Source organism: Paraburkholderia domus (assembly GCF_905220705.1).
Lineage (GTDB): Bacteria > Pseudomonadota > Gammaproteobacteria > Burkholderiales > Burkholderiaceae > Paraburkholderia > Paraburkholderia domus.
On the sequence record NZ_CAJNAT010000031.1, the window covers coordinates 1 to 17,357 of the forward strand.

The window sequence follows — 17,357 nt, forward strand, 5'->3', positions numbered from 1 at the left end:
CACCCGTCGTGAACGTCTGATCCGTGCGCATGATGCTCTCTCCTTTGAACAGGACTCGACACGCTGATTTTACGTATCAGTTCGTCGACGTCCCCTGCTCATAGGATCTGTCCAGCCTGATGGTGGTGAAGGACTAGCGAAACGCAAGGGCGTCGTCGCGAGGCGGGGTCTGAAGGAAGCGCGTAGCAAAGCCACGACCTGACGAACAGAAACCAGATATGAGGCCTACCCGGCCGGACGAGCGAGCCAATGATCGTGAAGTCCACAACCATCAAGGACCGGGGTGGTAGATCTGGCAGGTGTGTGGTGAAGGCGGTTGAGCTTACCTCGGGAGGCCTGCGCGGCGTCCTGGAATCAGGACTGAACGGACCGCAAGGGACGTTGACCACCGTGCAGGAGTCAGCAGCGGGCATAGTAGGGCGGCGACGCCCGAAGGCCCAAACGGAGAGGAGCGGCAAGTAAGCCGGAGAACTCGACATGGGAACGCAGCAGAAAACGCATCGCGTCCTTGATGCCGGAGGTAGGGGTGAAGCCCCGAGGACTGGCGATCGAGGGGCTGAACCTATGGCGGCGAACCCCGAAACTGAAAGCCCGTCGGCTTGTGACCGACTGATGGAAGAAGTCTGCGAACGGGAGAACCTGAAGCAGGCGTTGAAACGTGTGAAAGCAAACAAAGGCGCACCGGGCGTGGACGGCATGACGGTTCAGGCATTACCGGTGTACCTGCGTGAGCACTGGCCGACGATACGGTCCATGATGCTGGAAGGCACGTACAAGCCACAACCTGTCAGACGGGTCGAGATACCCAAGCCGGATGGAGGTGGCGTGCGCAAGCTCGGCATCCCGTGCGCGCTTGATCGATTCATTCAGCAGGCGGTATTGCAGGTGCTGCAAAAGCGGTGGGACCCGACGTTCTCGGATTCCAGTTATGGTTTCCGTCCGGGACGCTCGGCGCATCAGGCCGTGGCAAAGGCGCAAAGCTACATCCAGTCGGGGTATCGATGGGTTGTAGATTTGGACCTCGAGAAATTCTTCGATCGCGTGAGCCACGATATCCTGATGAGCCGGGTGGCAAAGCGTGTCAGCGACAGGCGAGTCCTGAAGCTGATCCGCTCCTTCCTGACGGCGGGCGTGCTGGAAAACGGGCTGGTTGGCGCAACGGACGAAGGGACGCCCCAGGGCGGCCCGCTGTCACCGTTGTTATCCAATCTGATGCTCGATGATCTTGACCGGGAGCTTGAGCGACGCGGACTGCGCTTCGTGAGGTACGCCGACGACTGTAATGTCTACGTACGCAGCGAACGCGCAGGCCAGCGGGTGATGGCGGGGCTGAAAGCCTTCCTCACCGGCAGGTTGAAGCTGAAGGTCAATGAGTCGAAGAGTGCGGTCGCGCGGCCACACACACGCAAATTCCTTGGGTTCACCTTCTCGGGGCAGGTACAGGCCAAACGGCGCATTGCGTCCACGGCCCAGACCCGTTTCAAGGAGCGGATCCGAGAATTGACCCAACGCACGCGAGGGGTCAGCGTCGACCAGATGATCGGCGCGCTGAACCGTTATCTGACTGGATGGCGCGGCTACTTCGGATTCTGCGAAACGCCGAGTGTCCTTCAGCGTCTGGATGAATGGGTGCGCCGCCGGATCCGCTGCTTCTTCTGGAAGCAGTGGCGACGCGGGAGCACCCGCTTCCGGGAGTTGCTGGCGCGCGGAGTCGATCGGAATCTTGCCGCCCAGACGGCTGGGTCCCCGCACAACGCCTGGCGGCTGAGTAACAGCCCTGCGATGCAACGGGCGCTGACCAATCGGTTTCTGCGATCTCTCGGTCTTCCATCGTTGAATGTCTAGCCGGTCAACCGATCCGAACCGCCGTGTACGGACCCGTACGCACGGTGGTGTGGGAGGGGTCGGGCCGTGAGGCCTGCCCCTATCCCGATCATCAACGGGCGGGCGGCACGCACTGTCCCCAGGCGCATAAGCTGAGCAATAAGCAAAGCAATAAAATCACCGCCAGCCGCGTAAAGCGGCCGGAAAAACAGCGCCTGCCTGCCCGCCGTCCCTAAGGCCGGGCTTCGAGAGCGGCTGTGGGCCGCGATTCAGCTGTCGCGACGACGTAGTCGTTCATTCGCTGTACGGTCCAGCTCAACAGGCGTTCGTCGTGCGCGAGCCTCGCGAACTCGGCCCTGCCCCGCTCTGTGAGCACGGCGATATCGACAGGCGCATGAAAACCGGGAGCCGGCGCGACGGTGCGCTGCCGAACAGTGTCCATCAGGCCCAGCGCGCGAAGATATTGGAATACACCCGGTCGTCTGGCCCATGGGACCTGGCGATATTGCGCCCGCCGCAGCGCTTCAAGTACCGCTTCGTTGGAATACGTGGTCATCTCACTTCTTTCTTAAAGTGCAGCTATGACACATCTATGCCCAACACGTCACCGCGCCACCAGTGACGCGCATAGCACCCGCCCTTGGCTGGAAGCTGGCCGCAGATCATGCAGTCAAATTCCGCCAGGTGCTGCCTGGTCTCGTTTTCGGAACCCCCGTCTGAACGGCATGTTAGCGTTCTGTCTACGGGCCGACGATGCAACCGCTGCGGCGCGATAGCAAGCCCATAGATTTGTCCCGAAAGTCATACGTTACCCCATTTAAATTGATTCTATTCACTTTATTAGCGCTTTTTTTTGCAGCAATCGTGCTATGGAAAAGGGCCCGCCGGCCCCTCGCCATTGGCACGATCGCCGTGTTCTGGCTGCTCGCCGCCGGCTGGCTCACCGCTCCATTGCTGGAATTGGTGCAGCCGCACCGGCAAACCGACGTGCCCGCCAGCTTTGCACCGCGCACTGCGATCATCATGCTCGGCGGCGGCACCATCTACGACGACGATAACGTGCTCGTGCCACCGCACGACGTGCTCGCGCGCATTGCAGTGAGCGCGGAAAACTATGCGGCCTGCAAGCGTACGGCGGCCACCTGTCAGGTGATCGTGAGCGGTGGCAATCCGCAGCGGCATAGCGCAACCGAAGCGGACACCTATCTGCCCTACCTGTTGCGCAAACAGGTGCCGCGCGCGGACATCGTGCTGGAAAACAGCAGCCGCACGACTTACGAAAACGCCCGCAACGTCTCCGCTATTCTCGACCGGTCACGTTACGATTCCTTGATACTCGTCACCTCCGCGTACCAGATGCCGCGCGCTTTGCTCGACTTCCATCGATTCGGCCTCGCACCGCAGCCGATGATCTCGAGCGCGCGGCGCGCACATCTCGGTGTACTGCCGCGCTATGACAATCTGGTGAACGCGGAAATTGCGCTGCACGAACTGATTGGAATTGCCCAATTTCACGTCTATCGTGCAATTGGATGGTTCTGAATCTCACACGCCGTGACGAGCCAATTTATTTAGAGATACGAATATTCTTTATGTCGGCAAAGCACTATCGAATTTGACGGGAAATCGTCATCGACAGCAATTGTGGATCGAACGTAACAAGATGTAACGATTTGTCATTGCCGTTACAAAACGTCCGCTGGAGCGGATATTGCTGGCTAGAATGCATTGTCTTTCCGATTGGACAGGCAAATACTCGGGTCCATAACCACTCTGCGGAGGTAACGATGAAGAAAGTGTCCCTGGCGATCCTGGTTTCCCTCAGTGCCGTAACGGGCGCGGCCTATGCGCAGGACAACGGCGTCATGATGAGCACCGATCCGGCCAAGGCCGCCGACGTCGAGCAGCGCGCGCAAGAATTGCAAAGCCGCCAGCAAGCAATGGAAAGCGCACCTATGCCGGAGAAGCATCACAAGATGGCCCCGCATCATAAGAAGGCCGCCAAGCCGATGGCCGCCAGTTCGTAAGCGCAGCGACAGCATCACCCGCGGCCGCGCCGCGAAGGTGAAAAGCCGAAGCCGGCACCGCCGGCTTCGGCTTTTTTGTTGTCTAATGGACTGGCTACAGGCCCGCTGCGCCCGGCTGACGTTATGCTAAAGTCGCGCACCGACCGGCGCCCGGCGACCGTCGCCCGGCCGGAATCCCCCTAACCTGTGCGCACCTTGGTGCGGAGGACAGCATGAGCAACATCCAGCTAGATATCGAATGGACTGAAGCAGCATCTCGCAAAATCGAAAAACTGATGCCGCGCGGCGGTCAGGAAGCGTTCCTCGCGCTGCCCCCCGTCGAGTGCCTGCCGATGGAAGGCGACGTGCTGTTTCTTGGCCCGGACGGCAAGCAGCAACCGTTCATCGTCGCGGAGCGCCAGTATCACCACGATGGCGACGCCGACTGGACCATCATCCTGATCCTCGACGTCCCGCAAGCCACGCACTAAAGACAAACGGCGAGCGCCGCACAGGCCGGATCCGGCCTGGCAGCTCACTCGCCGCTGTTCGACCCTCGCTGTTCGCCCCCGCTGTTCGCCCCCTACGCGCTCACGCGATCTTCGACACGACGCGAATTTCCGCGTGTTCGACCCAGTCCGCCACGGTTTTCTTATAAGCCGCAATGTGTGCGGATCCGGCATGCGCCGCCAACGCTTCCTGGCTTTCCCAACGCTCGACAAACACGAACCGGCGCGGCTCCTGTACGTCGCGATGCAGATCGTATTGAAGCGCACCCTGCTCTTTACGCGTCGGCCCGACGATGCCTTCGAGCGCTTCGCGCAGTTGCTCTTCATGGCCCGGCTTTGCCACCGAAATTGCGACCACCGCGATTTCCGCCATGCTTGTCCTCCGATTGTTCACAAAAAGCAGCAGCATACCCGTCGGCCGCCGAACCTGCAGGCGCTCACGCACACCGGCCAGGCTCACGCGGCGATGGCCTGCTTAGCCTGACAAATGGCCCCGCGTGCAGAAAACGTCTGAGCACCGTCCTTGCCTGGAGTTTGGCGGGCGGCCACTCACCGCCCTGCTACCCTCGGCTTCATACGCGCGATTGATTGCGTTTGAAACGATCGGTTCCGCACGAAGCAAACACGCGCGAAGCCGGCGCCGGACGCCCTCAACACTGGCTCCGGCTACCGTGTCACACCGGTCTGGCGGGTACTCGGCCACGTCCCGCGTCTGTGATAACCCGCACATTCATGCGAAGTGCGAACTGCTAGACTGGTTTTGACTAATCCCGCCGGAGCCCAGCATGGCTGGCATTGCTCTCCGCGTTTCCGGGTTTTGCCCGCCTTCCCCCGCCGGCGCCTGGGCTGGGCATTCGCTGCGCGCTGAATCTGTCTGCGCGCCCCGTCACTCGTTTGCCGCGATGTCACTATGCCCGCACTCATGCCTGCCTTTATGCCGACCGTCAGAGAATTGACCCTCAGCGGCCTGCTCCCGCATCTGGTCCGGGACGAGTCCGGCTGGACCGCGACGTGGCGCGCGCTGACCCTGCACAGCGTCTTCCAGCCGGTGCTGTCCGTCACGCATCAGTCGGTGGTCGGCTATGAGGGCTTGCTGCGCGCATTCGATCCGGTCGGCTTGCCGGTATCGCCGGAAGTGCTTTTCTCCGGCACACGCTCGGCCGCCGACGCACGCGAACTCGACCGCATCGCACGCTGCCTGCATGTAGCGAATTTCATGGAGCAGGGCATCAGTACCGGGTGGCTGTTTCTGAATACGCGCCCGCAGGTGTTCGAAACCGGCTGGCCGCAGCGCGCCTTCATCGACGAGCTCTCGGCGCACTTCGGCCTGTCGCAGGAACGCATCGTCATCGAAGTACTCGAACAACCCGCCGACGATGAATCCGCCGTCGCCAGCATGCTCGCGGCGTCGCAGCCACGCGACTTCCTGATCGCGATCGACGATTTCGGCACCGGTTTTTCGAACTTCGACCGCGTGTGGCGCTTTCGCCCCGACATTGTGAAGCTCGACCGCTCGCTGGTCGCGCGTGCGGGCAAGCGTGAAGGCGACGATTCGATGATCAGCCACCTCATCGCAATGCTCCATCAGTCCGGTACGCTGGTGCTGGCCGAAGGCGTCGAAACTGACGAAGAGTTGATGATCCTGATGCAGGCCGACGTCGATTTCGTGCAGGGTTTCTGGCTCGGCCAGCCGCAGAGTTCGGTGCAGGCTGCTTGCGCCAGGGTGCCGGCGCTGGTCGAGTCGATCTGGACCAAGTTCGCCGCTTATGAACGCGCCCATGCCGGCCACCAGCGGCTCGGCTTCGAAGGGTTTGCCGAAGCCGTGCTCGCCGCCGCCGATACCTTCAAAGCCACCGGCGATCTACGGCAGGCGGCCCAACAGGTGTGGCATTTGCCCGAAGCGCGCCGTGTGTTCATCACCGACGGTCAAGGCGAACAGACTGAAGCGTCGGTCACTGCCGCCGCGGTGCCGCCGCCTCCGTTGCGGCTCGCGCCGCTCTACACCGAGACGCGGAGCAACTGGTCACGGCGTGCATATTTCAAGCATGCGCTTGCCGCGCCAGGGCGCGTCGCCATGATGGGGCCGCACTATTCGCTCGCGGACGGCCAGGACTGCTATACCGCGGCAATCGCATTCGAGCGTGACGGCACACACGTGCTTTGCGTCGACTTTGTGCCAATGACGTCGCCGGCCGATACGCGTTCTGGCGGACGCGGCGGCAAACGCTGAGCCTGACCGCCCCCCTTTAATCGTCCACCCGCCCGCGGCCGGATTTGATCTCACTGCGCTTGGCCTTGCTGTCGAGGCGACGCCGATTCGACGCGCGCGTTGGCCGGGTCGCGACGCGTGGCTTGCGCGTCACGCTGACGCTTTCAATCAGTTCATCGAGCCGCGCCAATGCCGCCGCGCGGTTCATCTCCTGCGTGCGATGCTGCTGCGCCTTGATGATCACCACCCCGTCGCGCGTGAGCCGATGATCGGACAGCGCGAGCAGGCGCATCTTCAGCACTTCCGGTAACGACGAAGCGTGCACGTCGAAACGCAGATGGATGGCGCTCGAAACCTTGTTGACGTTCTGACCGCCCGCCCCTTGCGCGCGCACTGCGGTCAATTCGATTTCGTTCGGCGGGATCGGATAACGGGATGTCATGACTGGATTGAGCTAAGAGACGCAAGTGTACACACGACGCAGCCAATTACGGGCTAAGGACTATCAGGCGGCGCCGCCGATGCGAAAAACTATTTGCATCGACACCTCCGGTTCACCGATACTGCCGTTTTCGCTTACAGCGTAAATTCAAATGAAACTCCGTCCAGGTTTTGTGCTGGAACTGGCCGTCAACTTTCTGCTGCCGTGGCTTGCGTACCGCCTCGCACGGCCGCACATGGGCGAGACTGGCGCGCTAATCGCGTCCGCCGTGCCGCCGATCGTCTGGAGCCTGATCGAGCTGGCACGCTTCCGGCGCGTCGATGCGATCAGCGCGATGGTCGTAGCGGGCATCGCGCTGTCGATTGCGGCGATGGCGCTGGGCGGCAGTCCGCGCATGCTGTTGCTGCGAGAGTCGCTGGTGTCCGGCGCGGTGGGCGTGGTGTTTCTGCTGTCCTTGCCGATGCGCCGTCCGCTGATCTTCTATCTCGCGCGCGCCACCGTCGCCCGTGAAATGGAGGGCGGTGCCGCGCGCTTCGAAACGTTGTGGCGCGAGCGGCCTGCTCTCGTCAGTGCAATGCGGTTCATGACGCTGGTATGGGGCGTCGGCCTGACCGGTGAAACGGCGCTACGCGCATGGATGGCGCTCACCTGGCCGATCGAACGCTTTCTTGTGATCTCGCCGTTCATCGGCTATAGCATTTACGGCGCCCTGATGCTGTGGACGCTGTGGTATCGCAAGGCCATCCGCAGCCGGGCCGAGGCACGCGCACAGCCGGACGGAATCGCGAGCTGAGCACGGCCTGGGCGCCCACGCCGCACACTAAGTGACGCGCCACGCCTCGGCAATTCGCGCGGCCAGGCCCGAGTCACGTTGCGTCGGCGTCGCGATGGCCTGCGCCAGCACGGCGCGCGCGCCGATCACTTCCACCCGCTCACGCGCGCGGGTAATTGCCGTGTACACGAGTTCGCGCGACAACACGCGACTGAACACCGACGGCAGCATCAACACTGCATGCTGGAACTCCGAGCCTTGCGACTTGTGAACCGTGAGCGCGAATGCCGTATCGTGCGGCGGCAGCGCGGCAGGCGACACGGCTCGCAGAGCACCGTCACCCGTACGGAAATACACGCGCAGTGCGCCGCCCGCTCCCGGCAGCGCAATGCCGATGTCGCCGTTGAACAGACCGAGCGCGTAATCGTTGCGCGTGACCATAACGGGGCGTCCGGCGAACCACTGCGCGCCGACTGCCAGCGTCACGCCCGCCGAGCGCCGCACCTGTGCGGCCATCGCGGTATTCACCTGATCGACGCCGCGCGGCCCCGAGCGCGTCGCGCACAGAATTCGAAAACGGTTCAGCGCATCGAAGAGCGGCAATGGGTCCGGCGTATCGGCGGCCAGCGCTTCAGCAAGCGCATCCGCGTACGGTGCAAAACCTGCGGCTAGCCGCACGACGGTGCGATCCGCAAGCGTCGCATGCGTGTCTTCGTGCAGCGCCGCTGCGCAGGGTTCGGCGGGGTCGATCCGCAGGACTTCGAGCGCCGCTCCGGCTGCGCCGTTGCGAATCGCGAGCGATAAGCGGCCGATCGTCGATTCGAGGCCGAATCGATAGTTACGCTCGAGCCAGACGACGCAGTCGGCGAGCGGGTTTTGAGCGGGCGAAAGCGGTGCTGAGCCTGGTCCTGGGCCTGGTCCTGGGCCTGGTCCTGGGCCTGGTCCTAGTGCTGATCCTGACGCCGATCTTGATGCCGGTGCCGCATCTGGAGACGATGGCGACAGTGGCGCTCCGGCAGCCGGCGCGGTAGTGCCCGCGAACAGATCGTCGCCGGGCGGTCCACCGAAGACGCCGCGCGCATCGGCATCGACGAACAAGTCGTCAGGCGGCGCATCGACATCGTCCGGCGCACCCGCATGCGCGAAAAAATCGTCAGGCCCTTGGTCGTTGCCGCCCGGTGCGCCCGGCAATGCCTGCGACAACCGCGCCGCTTCAATGCCAAGCGCTTCAGCGATCCGCTGCAGTCCGTGTTGCGTAAAAGCAGGCCGCGCGCTGAGTTCGGCGAACACCGCACCCGCCTCGACGGCGGCGAGTTGGTCCTTGTCACCGAGCATCACGAGTCGCGTCTGCGGCGCGATGGCATCGAGCAGATGCGCCGCCATCGCCACGTCGATCATCGACGCCTCGTCGATCACGACGACGTCATAAGGCAGCGGATTGTCGCGATGATGCCGGAAGCGCCCGCCCGGCCCGGAACCGAGCAGCCGATGCAAGGTGTACGACGTCTGCGGCAAGCGCGCCGCGAGTTCGGGCGGCAAATCGCCCGCACGTGCGAGCAAGGCTTCCTGCATCCGCTGCGCGGCTTTGCCTGTCGGCGCCGCCAGTGCGATGCGCAGATCGGCTTGCGCATCCAGCAAACAGGCGAGCACGCCGACTACCGTCGTGGTCTTGCCGGTGCCCGGACCACCGCTGACGATGGTCAACCGCCCGGACAGCGCCATGACTGCCGCGACACGTTGCCAGTCGACCTCGTCGTCCTGCGGCGGCCCGAAGTAGCGCAGCAGACGCTCGTGCAGCGTTTGGGCGGTTGTGTCCGCGTATGCACTGGCATCTGCGCTGGCACCCGTGCGTGAAGCCGCGCTGGCGCTAGCCTTTCCACCTTCGCCGGCATCTGTCTGTGTATCTGGAGCGCCACCCGCACCGGAGCCGGCACTCGCGCGAGCATCGGCATCGGCCGCAGCCCGCGCATGCTCACGAGCCCTCACACCCTCCACCTGCCCCCCGCCCGCATGCGCAACCAGCGAGCGTGCGAGACGCCGTTCGTAATCGTAGTAGCGCGCCAGATACAGTCGCCCTTGCCCATCGATTACCAGTGGCCGCAAAGCCGCCGCGCTCGGCGAACCGTCGCTAGCCATGCCACTTGCGAACAGCGCCGCGCGCACGTCCGCGCTCGATGCATCGAAGCGTCGCGCCAGCACCGCAAGTGGCAGGCACACGTGCCCTTCGGCCGTCGCGCGGCTCGCGGCGAAGGCGGCTCGTGCCGCCCACTTCACCGCCTCGCCCGATGCACCGCCGCGCCGCGCCAGCGTGCCGATGCGGCGCGCGAACCCCTCGGCCAGCGCGGTGCTGAAATCGGCTGGCGCCGGTAAATTCACCCCGATGTCATCGAGCTCCGGCGGCGCGGAAGCGTTCCGCTCGAACGTGCTCATGCGACACCTCCGATCATCGCCGCGTCGAGCAACGCCACCAGTTCGAATGCGGGCCGCCGCATGTGCACGCCCGCCGCCCCGTCGGCATCGCGCCACTGCGGACGAACGCCGCGCACGAACAGATAGAGATAGCCGCCGATGTGCGTGTCGTACTCGTAATCGCGCACCCGCGTTTTCAGATAGCGATGCAGCGCCACCGTATAGAGCAGCGCCTGCAGGTGATACGCGTGGCTCGCCATGGCCGCTTCGAGCGGCGCCGCAGCGTAGTCGGCGACGGTGTCGCCCAGATGGTTCGACTTCCAGTCGACGATCCAGAAACGTCCGTCGTGCTCGACGATCATGTCGATAAATCCTTTCACGAAACCGCGCAACACGCCGGATTCCAGCGCCACGTCGGGATAGCCGTGTTCGATCAGCAACTTGCGCAACGCCGGAAAATCGAGCGATGGCGCGGCAAACAGAAATTCGAGTTCGTTCAGACGGCGCTGCGGATCCAGCCTGGCGAGCGCCATGCCGGGCACAAGCTCGGTGGTCACGACGTCCGCAATCAGGTTATGCATCATGTTGGGCAAACGTGCCGCCAGTTCGGGCACAGCCGGCGCTGGGCGCTCGCGCAACGCGCCCCGGATGGCGTCCGGCCACGTATGCGGATCGGTGAAATCCGCGAGTTCGAACATGCGATGCAGACACTCGCCCGCCGCCGCGCCGCGCGGAAACGCGAGAATGTCGTCTTCGCCGTAGGACGGCGCTTGCGGCACCGGCAACGGCATAGGCGCGAGCGCGTCGGCGATTTCATCGTGATCGGGGCGCACTTCTTCCGCTAGCGTATGCGTCTCCTCGGCTTTGCTGCCGGCGGCGATCAAGCCGCTGAAGCTCGCCATGCGCCACTGATCGCGCAACGGCCGCCGATTGGCACGCGCCTGCATCCGCGCGCCGCTGTCCTGAAGACTTTCCAGCGGCACGCGGCGCTCCACTTCCGGCAACGCCTGCAAGACAATCGGGCCGCCCGCCAGCGCGCGCCATCGCTCGGATAAGGCGGATTCGTCGGGTGGATCGGTGAGCCAATCGTCAAAGCTGTGACCACTACCACCCACCAGCCAGTTCAGCACACTGCGGCGTGACTCCTTGGTGGAGCGCGACGAAAGATAGGTACCGGCGACCAGATAGCAGCGATACACCGCGCGCGTCAGCGCCACATAGACGAGCCGTGCGCGCTCCGCCGCCTGTTCGCGTGCCGCATGACGTGACGCGCGTTCGGCCTCTTCGTCATCGCAACCGTAGTGCAGCACCGCGCCGCCCGTGTCGTCGTGATACTCGCGCGCATCGGGCAAACCGGAGGACGGCGGCTCGCGCAGCGCACCGTCGTTCAGAAACGGACAGAAAACGACCGCGTATTCCAGCCCTTTCGATTTGTGGACGGTCACGATCTGCACGAGGTTGCGATCCGACTCGAGCCGCAACTGAGCGTCTTCACCGCCACCTTGCGTGCGTTGCGCGGCGAGCCAGCGCAAAGTCGGCGCGATGCCCGGTTGCGTGGCGGCACGCGCCTGCACGAGTTCGGCCAGATGATTCACGTTCGTCAGACGGCGCTCGCCGTCCGGTCCGGCCACCAACCGTTGTGCGACTCGCAGCTCGCGCATCAGCGTGCGCCACATCAAAGCGAAACCGCGCTCGTGCCATAGCGTGCGATAACGCGAGAAACGTTCGACCCACCCCATCGCATCCGCGGCATGCGCGGGATCGTCGGCCGGTGCCGGCGCGTCGGCGACCTGCTCGAGGCGCCACAGCGCAGTGGCGTCGAGGCCGAGCCAATCGGTGGCGAGCGCAGCGCGCAAACGGCGCAGGTCGCCCGGCGTATCGACCGCGGCCAGCACGCGTTCGATCTGCTCGGCGTCGAGCGTTGCGAACACCGAGGCCTGCGCCAGTTCCACGCTGCCGACGCCCCACGACGCCAGCACACGCTTGATCAGACTGCCCTGCTTATGCGTTTGCACGAGCACAGCGATATTGCCCGGTGCGAGCGGCGCGTCGCCGATCGTCACCGACCCTTCTCGCGCGCCGCGCAGCAGCCGTACGATCTCGGCGGCGCAGGCCTCGCTCGCCGCGCGCTGCGCTTCGCGTTTGGTCAACGCGGCGTCGCCATGCGGCAGAGTCCAGATGCGGAAGTCGCCGGCGCTCGCGTTGGGTTCGGAGAATGGCGGACGACGCCGCTCGCCAGCCCGCACCGGCTGATAGTCGAGACCGTCGAGCACGAAGGCCTGCGGATTGGCTTCGAATAGCCGGTTGCAGGCCTCGACGATCGGCGCGGTCGAACGCTGATTGACCGCGAGCGTGTAGCACGCCGACGCCGCCGCGCGCGCGGCCAGATACGTATGCAGGTCCGCCGCACGGAAACTGTAGATCGCCTGCTTCGGATCGCCGACCAGAAACAACGGGCCGGCCGGCGCGAAGATGCGGCTGAAGATCGCGAACTGCAGCGGATCGGTATCCTGAAACTCGTCGATCAGCGCGGCCGGATAACGCGTACGCAAAGCATCGGCAAGCCAGGGGTTGGCAGCGAGCGCGCGATACAGGTTGGACAGCAGATCGTCGAACGACACCACCCGGCGCGTGCGTTTGCGAGCCACCAGTTCGGCGGGCGCATAGTCGAGCCAGGTTTCTACGAGCGAGAGCCAACGCGCGCGTTGCGCGGCTTCGGCCGCGACCACGGCTGCGGCCAACGCTTCGGCGTGCTCGAAGAACGGGTGCTCAGGCGGTTCGAACTTGACCTTGGTGGCCTTTTTCAACGCCGAAGCCGTCAGCTTCAACGCAGCCTTCGGCGGCGGCGCATGACAATCGCCCTGGGCGAAGTATTCGGTCCACGCGGCGATCGCGGCGCTCACGAGTTCAGGCTTGTGCGAGGTCTTGCTCAGACGGTCCTGCGCGCCTCCAAGCAGACTGACGATCGTGTCGCGCTCCGCCTGCCAGACTGCGAGGGCAGCATCGAAACCCGCCTGCGGATCGGCATTGTTTCCACCTGCATCGACCTTGCCCCAGCGCAGCTGCGCCAACGGCTTCTTCAACCGCCGCGCGAGTTGCTCATCGAGCGACGCGGGACCGGCGCGTTTGGCCACCAGCCATGCAGCGAAAGCAGGATGTGCGTAGGCGACCGGCTCCACTTTCTCGCGCCAGAAATCGGCCGCCATTTCGAAACGTAAGGCAGCGTCGTCGGCTTCCATTTCGAACGCGAACGGCATGGCCGCGGCAAACGGCGCCTCCTGCAAGGCACGTTGACAGAACGCGTGGATGGTGTGAATCGCGGCCTGGTCGAACGTACGCAGCGCGCGGCGCACGACCTTCAACGCGGTCTCACGATCGATGCCACGCTCCGGCGCGAGGGTCGTTTCAAAGAGACGCTGGATGAACGGATCGCCGCCATCGTCGTCTGTATCGATCGCCCGATCCAGTTCCGCGAGCCGCCCGCGAATCCGCTCGTGCAGCTCCGCAGTCGCCGCCTTCGTAAAGGTCACGACAAGAATCTGATCGGCGTTCAGGTTCTTTTCGAGCAGCAGCCGCACGTACAACGCGCAGATGTTCCAGGTCTTGCCGGTTCCCGCCGAGGCCTCGATCTGATTGACGCCCTCGAGCGAACAGGCGAAGACGTCGAGTTCTTCGGCGACCAGCGCGTGATGGTGAACGGCGCCGCTCATGACGCGCTCCGCAGATGCTGCACGAGCGGTTTGAAAACAATCGAGGCAAGACTGCCAAACGGTTCGTCGAGCGTCAGCGGCGTGCCGCGCAGCGCGATGCGCAAGGCGGGGTCGTCGGATTCGCCGCGCACACGATCATTGATCCACACACCCTGCGCCGCGGAATCGCTCTCGCTGACCTTCACCCACGCGCTCTTCGGGAAAAAGCGCAGCGGCAGCATGCGCCCTGCTCTGAACAACGCGGCAAGTGGCGCCAGTTCATCGAGCGGCGCGGCGACCGGCGTGAGCTCGAAGCTCTCGCCGCTGCCATGCCAAACTGTGCGCCGTGGGCCGTTCGGCTGCGCCGCGCAATAGACCAGATGCGCAAGCCACGCCGACAGATAGTCGCGCGCGGTAGGTTTGGCGTAGCGGAAAATCACTTGTCCTGTTTCGGTCAGCAAATTCAAGGTGCCGTGCAATTGCAGCGGTGCTTCGGCCGCTTTGCGTAGCGCTGCGTCGTGAGGGCCGAAAAGCGTATCGGCGATGTCGGCACGATCGGGCCAGCGCGGCACGATATCGAGCACGAACGGCAAACGCGTTACACCCGACGCGACTTCGCGGCGCACGCTGTCGGCGAGCTGGCGCAGCGCGCCGAGTTCGCGCGAGCGCCATACCGCGCCGGTCGCGCCACCCGGCAGTTCGGGACTGGCCGCGGCGACGCGGCGCACGCGCTCGAACATGCTGTCGTCGTCTTCTTCTGTATCGCTATCCAGCAGTACCGGCAGGAGCCGCTCCGCCAAGGCATCGCGGCCGGCCCAATCGAGTTCGAACGGTTCGGTGTCGAGCAATTCGCCCTGTGCATCCGACAACACAATACCCAGGCGATCGCGCAACAATGCACGCGCCGGATGACGCCAGAAGCGCACGAATTCGTCGAATGCAACGGAGTCCGTGTCCTCGGCGGGCAACGGTTGATCGAAGAACGGCGCGGCAGCCGGATGCTGTGGCGCGGCCAGCAAACTGGCCAGTTCCGCGCGGTCCATGTCGTAAGTGAAGAGGCCTCGCTGCGACGAGAAATAGTCCGACGCGAACGCCTGCAGCGGATGATCGACGATGAACGCATGCCGCGCGGCGTCAACTTCCGCGGGACTCGCCCCTTCCCCCGCCGACACCTGCGCGAGGTGATCGAGCAATTCGTCGACCAGTGCGGCCGGCGGCAACGGCGCATTGTCGCGAATGCTGCGGCCCGTATAGGCGATAAACAGCCGGTCGCGCGCAGCCAGCAGCAGATCGAGGAACAGATTGCGTTCGTCGTCGCGGCGCTGCCGGTCACCTGCTTTACCGAACGCGGCCATCAGGTCGAATTCGTCGGCGCGGGCGAGACTCGGCAACACGCCGTCGTCCATGCCGAGCAGGCAGACGATGCGATACGGCAACCCGCGCAAGCTGGTCAGCGAAGAAAACGTCACGCTGCCCCAAGGCACGCCGCCGCGCGCCGGGTCGTCGAGCGCCTCGGTAAGCGCGCCGCGTACCACGGCGGCCGGCAGCACGACGTCCTGAGCGCCCGCTTGCATCGCGTCACCCATCTTGTCGATGGCGTCGCGCACCGCCGCCAGCGAATCCGCAAACTCGACCCCACCGTCGAAACACTGCGCGAGCGTCTCGAGCAGCAGTTGTGTCCATTCGGCAGGTGTCTGCTCGAGCGCACAGCGTTGTGCGAAGGTATCGATATCGTCGACGAAACGCGAGAGACGGCCGAGCAACTCGGCGTCCGAGCCATCGGCGCCTTCGACGGGCAGCCACGCGTCGACTGGCTCGCCGCCGTCCGGCATCGCGTAGCCGAGGTACAGACGGGTCAGCGCATCGGCAAACGTATGACGCGCGACAGGCACGTGTTCGCCCGTCGGTTCAATAGGCACCAGCCCTCGACGCGCACCGGCTGCCGCGAGCCATTCCTGCGCGGCTTCGAGCGCACTGGCATCGATCCCGTAACGCGCGGCGATCGCATCGACCCGCAGCCATTCGATCAGATCCGGCGCACCCACGCTACGCTCAGGCAAGGCCAGCCAATCCAGCAGCAAACGCGCGACCGGGTTAGCCTGCGAGGGCGGCAAGCCGGTGATCCGATACGGAATGCGGCGAGTGTCGCCTGGGGGCGCGGTGCCGAACACCGCATCGATCAATGGCCCGGCGGCTGCAAGATCGGACACGGCAACCAGCACGTCGGACGGCTGCAGATCGTCGAACTCGTCGAACTCGTCGAACCAGCCGAGCAGGCGGTCATGCAGTACTTCGAGCTGCCGCGACAGGCTGTGACACACATGGACTTCAATGCCGTTTTCGATCGGCAATTCGTCTGTGTCCGCGTCTGTTCCTGTTTCAGCCCGCAGATCGAGGATGCCGTTCTGCACGGCGGCGAGCCAGCTCGGTTCCGGATTCTCGGTGAAGTCGCCGGTCTCACCGGATGCGGCGCTCTCGGTCAGCTCATGCAGCATGTGCAGTTGCGCCTGGGTCTGGCGGCCCCACTCTGCGAGAAGCGGATGACCCACTTCCTGATAGTCGAGCTGGCCGGCGGCATCGAGCGCCTCGACTCGGCCCGCACTGACGACGTCGAACCAGAACTCGCGGCACGGGTTCATCACATACAGACGCACATCGACCCAGCGCGAAAGCGCGCGCAGCAAAGCGACGTGCAACGGCGGCATGGTTGGCAGGGCGAACACGCTGACCGCTTCGGGCCACCGCGCGTTCGAGATGGCTTCCAGATCGAGTGTGCCGATTTCTTCGAGAAAGCGATAAGCAGGCGGCAGGGCTGCCGCGGGCGTTCGCGCGTCGCCCGCCACTTCGGCCAGTACGGCGCGCCACAGTGCGGCTTGCCAACGCTCGTCCTCCCGGGCCGCTTCACTTGCGCCGACAAGACGCGGACCGTTGTCGTCCGCGGCGCCGCTCGCGAAGATCGAACCACCCTTCTGCCATTGCAACAACCATTCGGGGCGATAGGTCAGATAGTGGTCGAGCACGGTGGCCACGCGGCGCGCCAGTTCGTAGCGCATCGACGCATCCGCCGCATCGAGATACGTACGCAGACGCGGCGAGGCGTTCCAGGGGAGGCCTTCATCCGCGTCTCCCAGCAGCCGGTAGCAGCGCCAGACGAGCCGGTCCGGCGCGAATGGGGAATGCTTCGGCACTTCGATCACGCCGCCGATTTGCGCCCACAGCCACTGCGCGAGATAACCAAAGTTGACATTCGCGCAGATGCCTTGGCGCGCGGCGATATCGAGCTCGAGCCGGCGCCGCACCGCCGCGCTCGGGACGATCACGGGCTGCGCGGTCCAGGGATCGGACGGCGCTTGCGCCAGGTCGTCGAGCAGCGCGCCGACAAGGGTTTCGTAGCGGTTCGAGTAGAAGAGTTGGAGCATGGATTCCGGGGAAGCATACGGCGCGAGCGGAACGCCCGGGCCGCGACAGACATTGAAGCGACAGCATAACAAACGCGC

At 64.5% G+C, this 17,357-nt stretch carries 12 protein-coding genes; 6 read left to right on the forward strand and 6 right to left on the reverse strand.

What is annotated here, in order from left to right:
• The first annotated feature begins 477 nt into the window (after positions 1-477).
• The gene (ltrA, locus tag KHO31_RS32495) at positions 478-1,845 is read left to right on the forward strand and encodes a group II intron reverse transcriptase/maturase (RefSeq protein ID WP_211625208.1); all 1,368 of its coding nucleotides are present in this window, start codon (positions 478-480) and stop codon (positions 1,843-1,845) included.
• A gap of 211 nt (positions 1,846-2,056) precedes the next feature.
• On the opposite strand, the gene KHO31_RS32500 is transcribed toward ltrA, so the two are convergent.
• Positions 2,057-2,380 carry a hypothetical protein gene (locus KHO31_RS32500; protein ID WP_201075225.1) on the reverse strand — a complete coding sequence of 108 codons (324 nt, stop codon included), beginning with the start codon at positions 2,378-2,380 and terminating at the stop codon, positions 2,057-2,059.
• Positions 2,381-2,646: 266 nt separating this feature from the next.
• Here KHO31_RS32500 and KHO31_RS32505 point away from each other — a divergent pair, with 266 nt between their 5' ends.
• The 3 genes from KHO31_RS32505 to KHO31_RS32515 all read left to right on the forward strand — a co-directional run bounded on the left by KHO31_RS32505 (position 2,647) and on the right by KHO31_RS32515 (position 4,321).
• Complete coding sequence (locus tag KHO31_RS32505) at positions 2,647-3,366, forward strand: YdcF family protein (RefSeq protein WP_236061233.1); 720 nt, start codon at positions 2,647-2,649, stop codon at positions 3,364-3,366.
• A gap of 245 nt (positions 3,367-3,611) precedes the next feature.
• Positions 3,612-3,851: a hypothetical protein gene (locus tag KHO31_RS32510; protein WP_201075235.1), complete on the forward strand. Its 240-nt coding sequence runs from the start codon at positions 3,612-3,614 to the stop codon at positions 3,849-3,851.
• 212 nt (positions 3,852-4,063) lie between these two features.
• A complete protein-coding gene (locus KHO31_RS32515) occupies positions 4,064-4,321 on the forward strand; it encodes a hypothetical protein (protein ID WP_007182306.1) in 258 nt (85 codons plus the stop codon).
• A 100-nt stretch (positions 4,322-4,421) separates the two neighbouring features.
• Here KHO31_RS32515 and KHO31_RS32520 read toward each other — a convergent pair whose 3' ends face one another.
• A complete protein-coding gene (locus KHO31_RS32520) occupies positions 4,422-4,712 on the reverse strand; it encodes a putative quinol monooxygenase (protein WP_201075237.1) in 291 nt (96 codons plus the stop codon).
• A 561-nt stretch (positions 4,713-5,273) separates the two neighbouring features.
• Here KHO31_RS32520 and KHO31_RS32525 point away from each other — a divergent pair.
• The gene (locus KHO31_RS32525) at positions 5,274-6,569 is read left to right on the forward strand and encodes an EAL domain-containing protein (RefSeq protein ID WP_201075640.1); all 1,296 of its coding nucleotides are present in this window, start codon (positions 5,274-5,276) and stop codon (positions 6,567-6,569) included.
• Between the two features lie 16 nt (positions 6,570-6,585).
• Here the strand turns inward: KHO31_RS32525 and arfB are convergent, their stop codons facing one another.
• On the reverse strand, positions 6,586-6,990 hold the full coding sequence (gene arfB / locus KHO31_RS32530) for an alternative ribosome rescue aminoacyl-tRNA hydrolase ArfB (protein WP_201075239.1): 405 nt from the start codon (positions 6,988-6,990) through the stop codon (positions 6,586-6,588).
• Positions 6,991-7,141: 151 nt separating this feature from the next.
• Here arfB and KHO31_RS32535 point away from each other — a divergent pair, with 151 nt between their 5' ends.
• Positions 7,142-7,783 carry a VC0807 family protein gene (locus KHO31_RS32535; protein ID WP_201075241.1) on the forward strand — a complete coding sequence of 214 codons (642 nt, stop codon included), beginning with the start codon at positions 7,142-7,144 and terminating at the stop codon, positions 7,781-7,783.
• Between the two features lie 27 nt (positions 7,784-7,810).
• Here KHO31_RS32535 and KHO31_RS32540 read toward each other — a convergent pair whose 3' ends face one another.
• From KHO31_RS32540 to recC, 3 genes are read right to left on the reverse strand one after another with little or no spacing between them, the layout of a single operon-like run.
• On the reverse strand, positions 7,811-10,192 hold the full coding sequence (locus KHO31_RS32540; protein ID WP_201085831.1) for an AAA family ATPase: 2,382 nt from the start codon (positions 10,190-10,192) through the stop codon (positions 7,811-7,813).
• Positions 10,189-13,881 (reverse strand): exodeoxyribonuclease V subunit beta, encoded by a 3,693-nt coding sequence (gene recB / locus KHO31_RS32545; RefSeq protein WP_201075245.1) that lies wholly within the window; start codon positions 13,879-13,881, stop codon positions 10,189-10,191. Before recB ends, KHO31_RS32540 begins: the two co-directional genes overlap by 4 nt.
• Positions 13,878-17,279, reverse strand: coding sequence for an exodeoxyribonuclease V subunit gamma (gene recC, locus KHO31_RS32550; protein ID WP_201075247.1), 3,402 nt, complete (start codon positions 17,277-17,279; stop codon positions 13,878-13,880). The genes recB and recC overlap by 4 nt, the downstream gene beginning before the upstream one ends.
• Positions 17,280-17,357 lie beyond the last annotated feature (78 nt).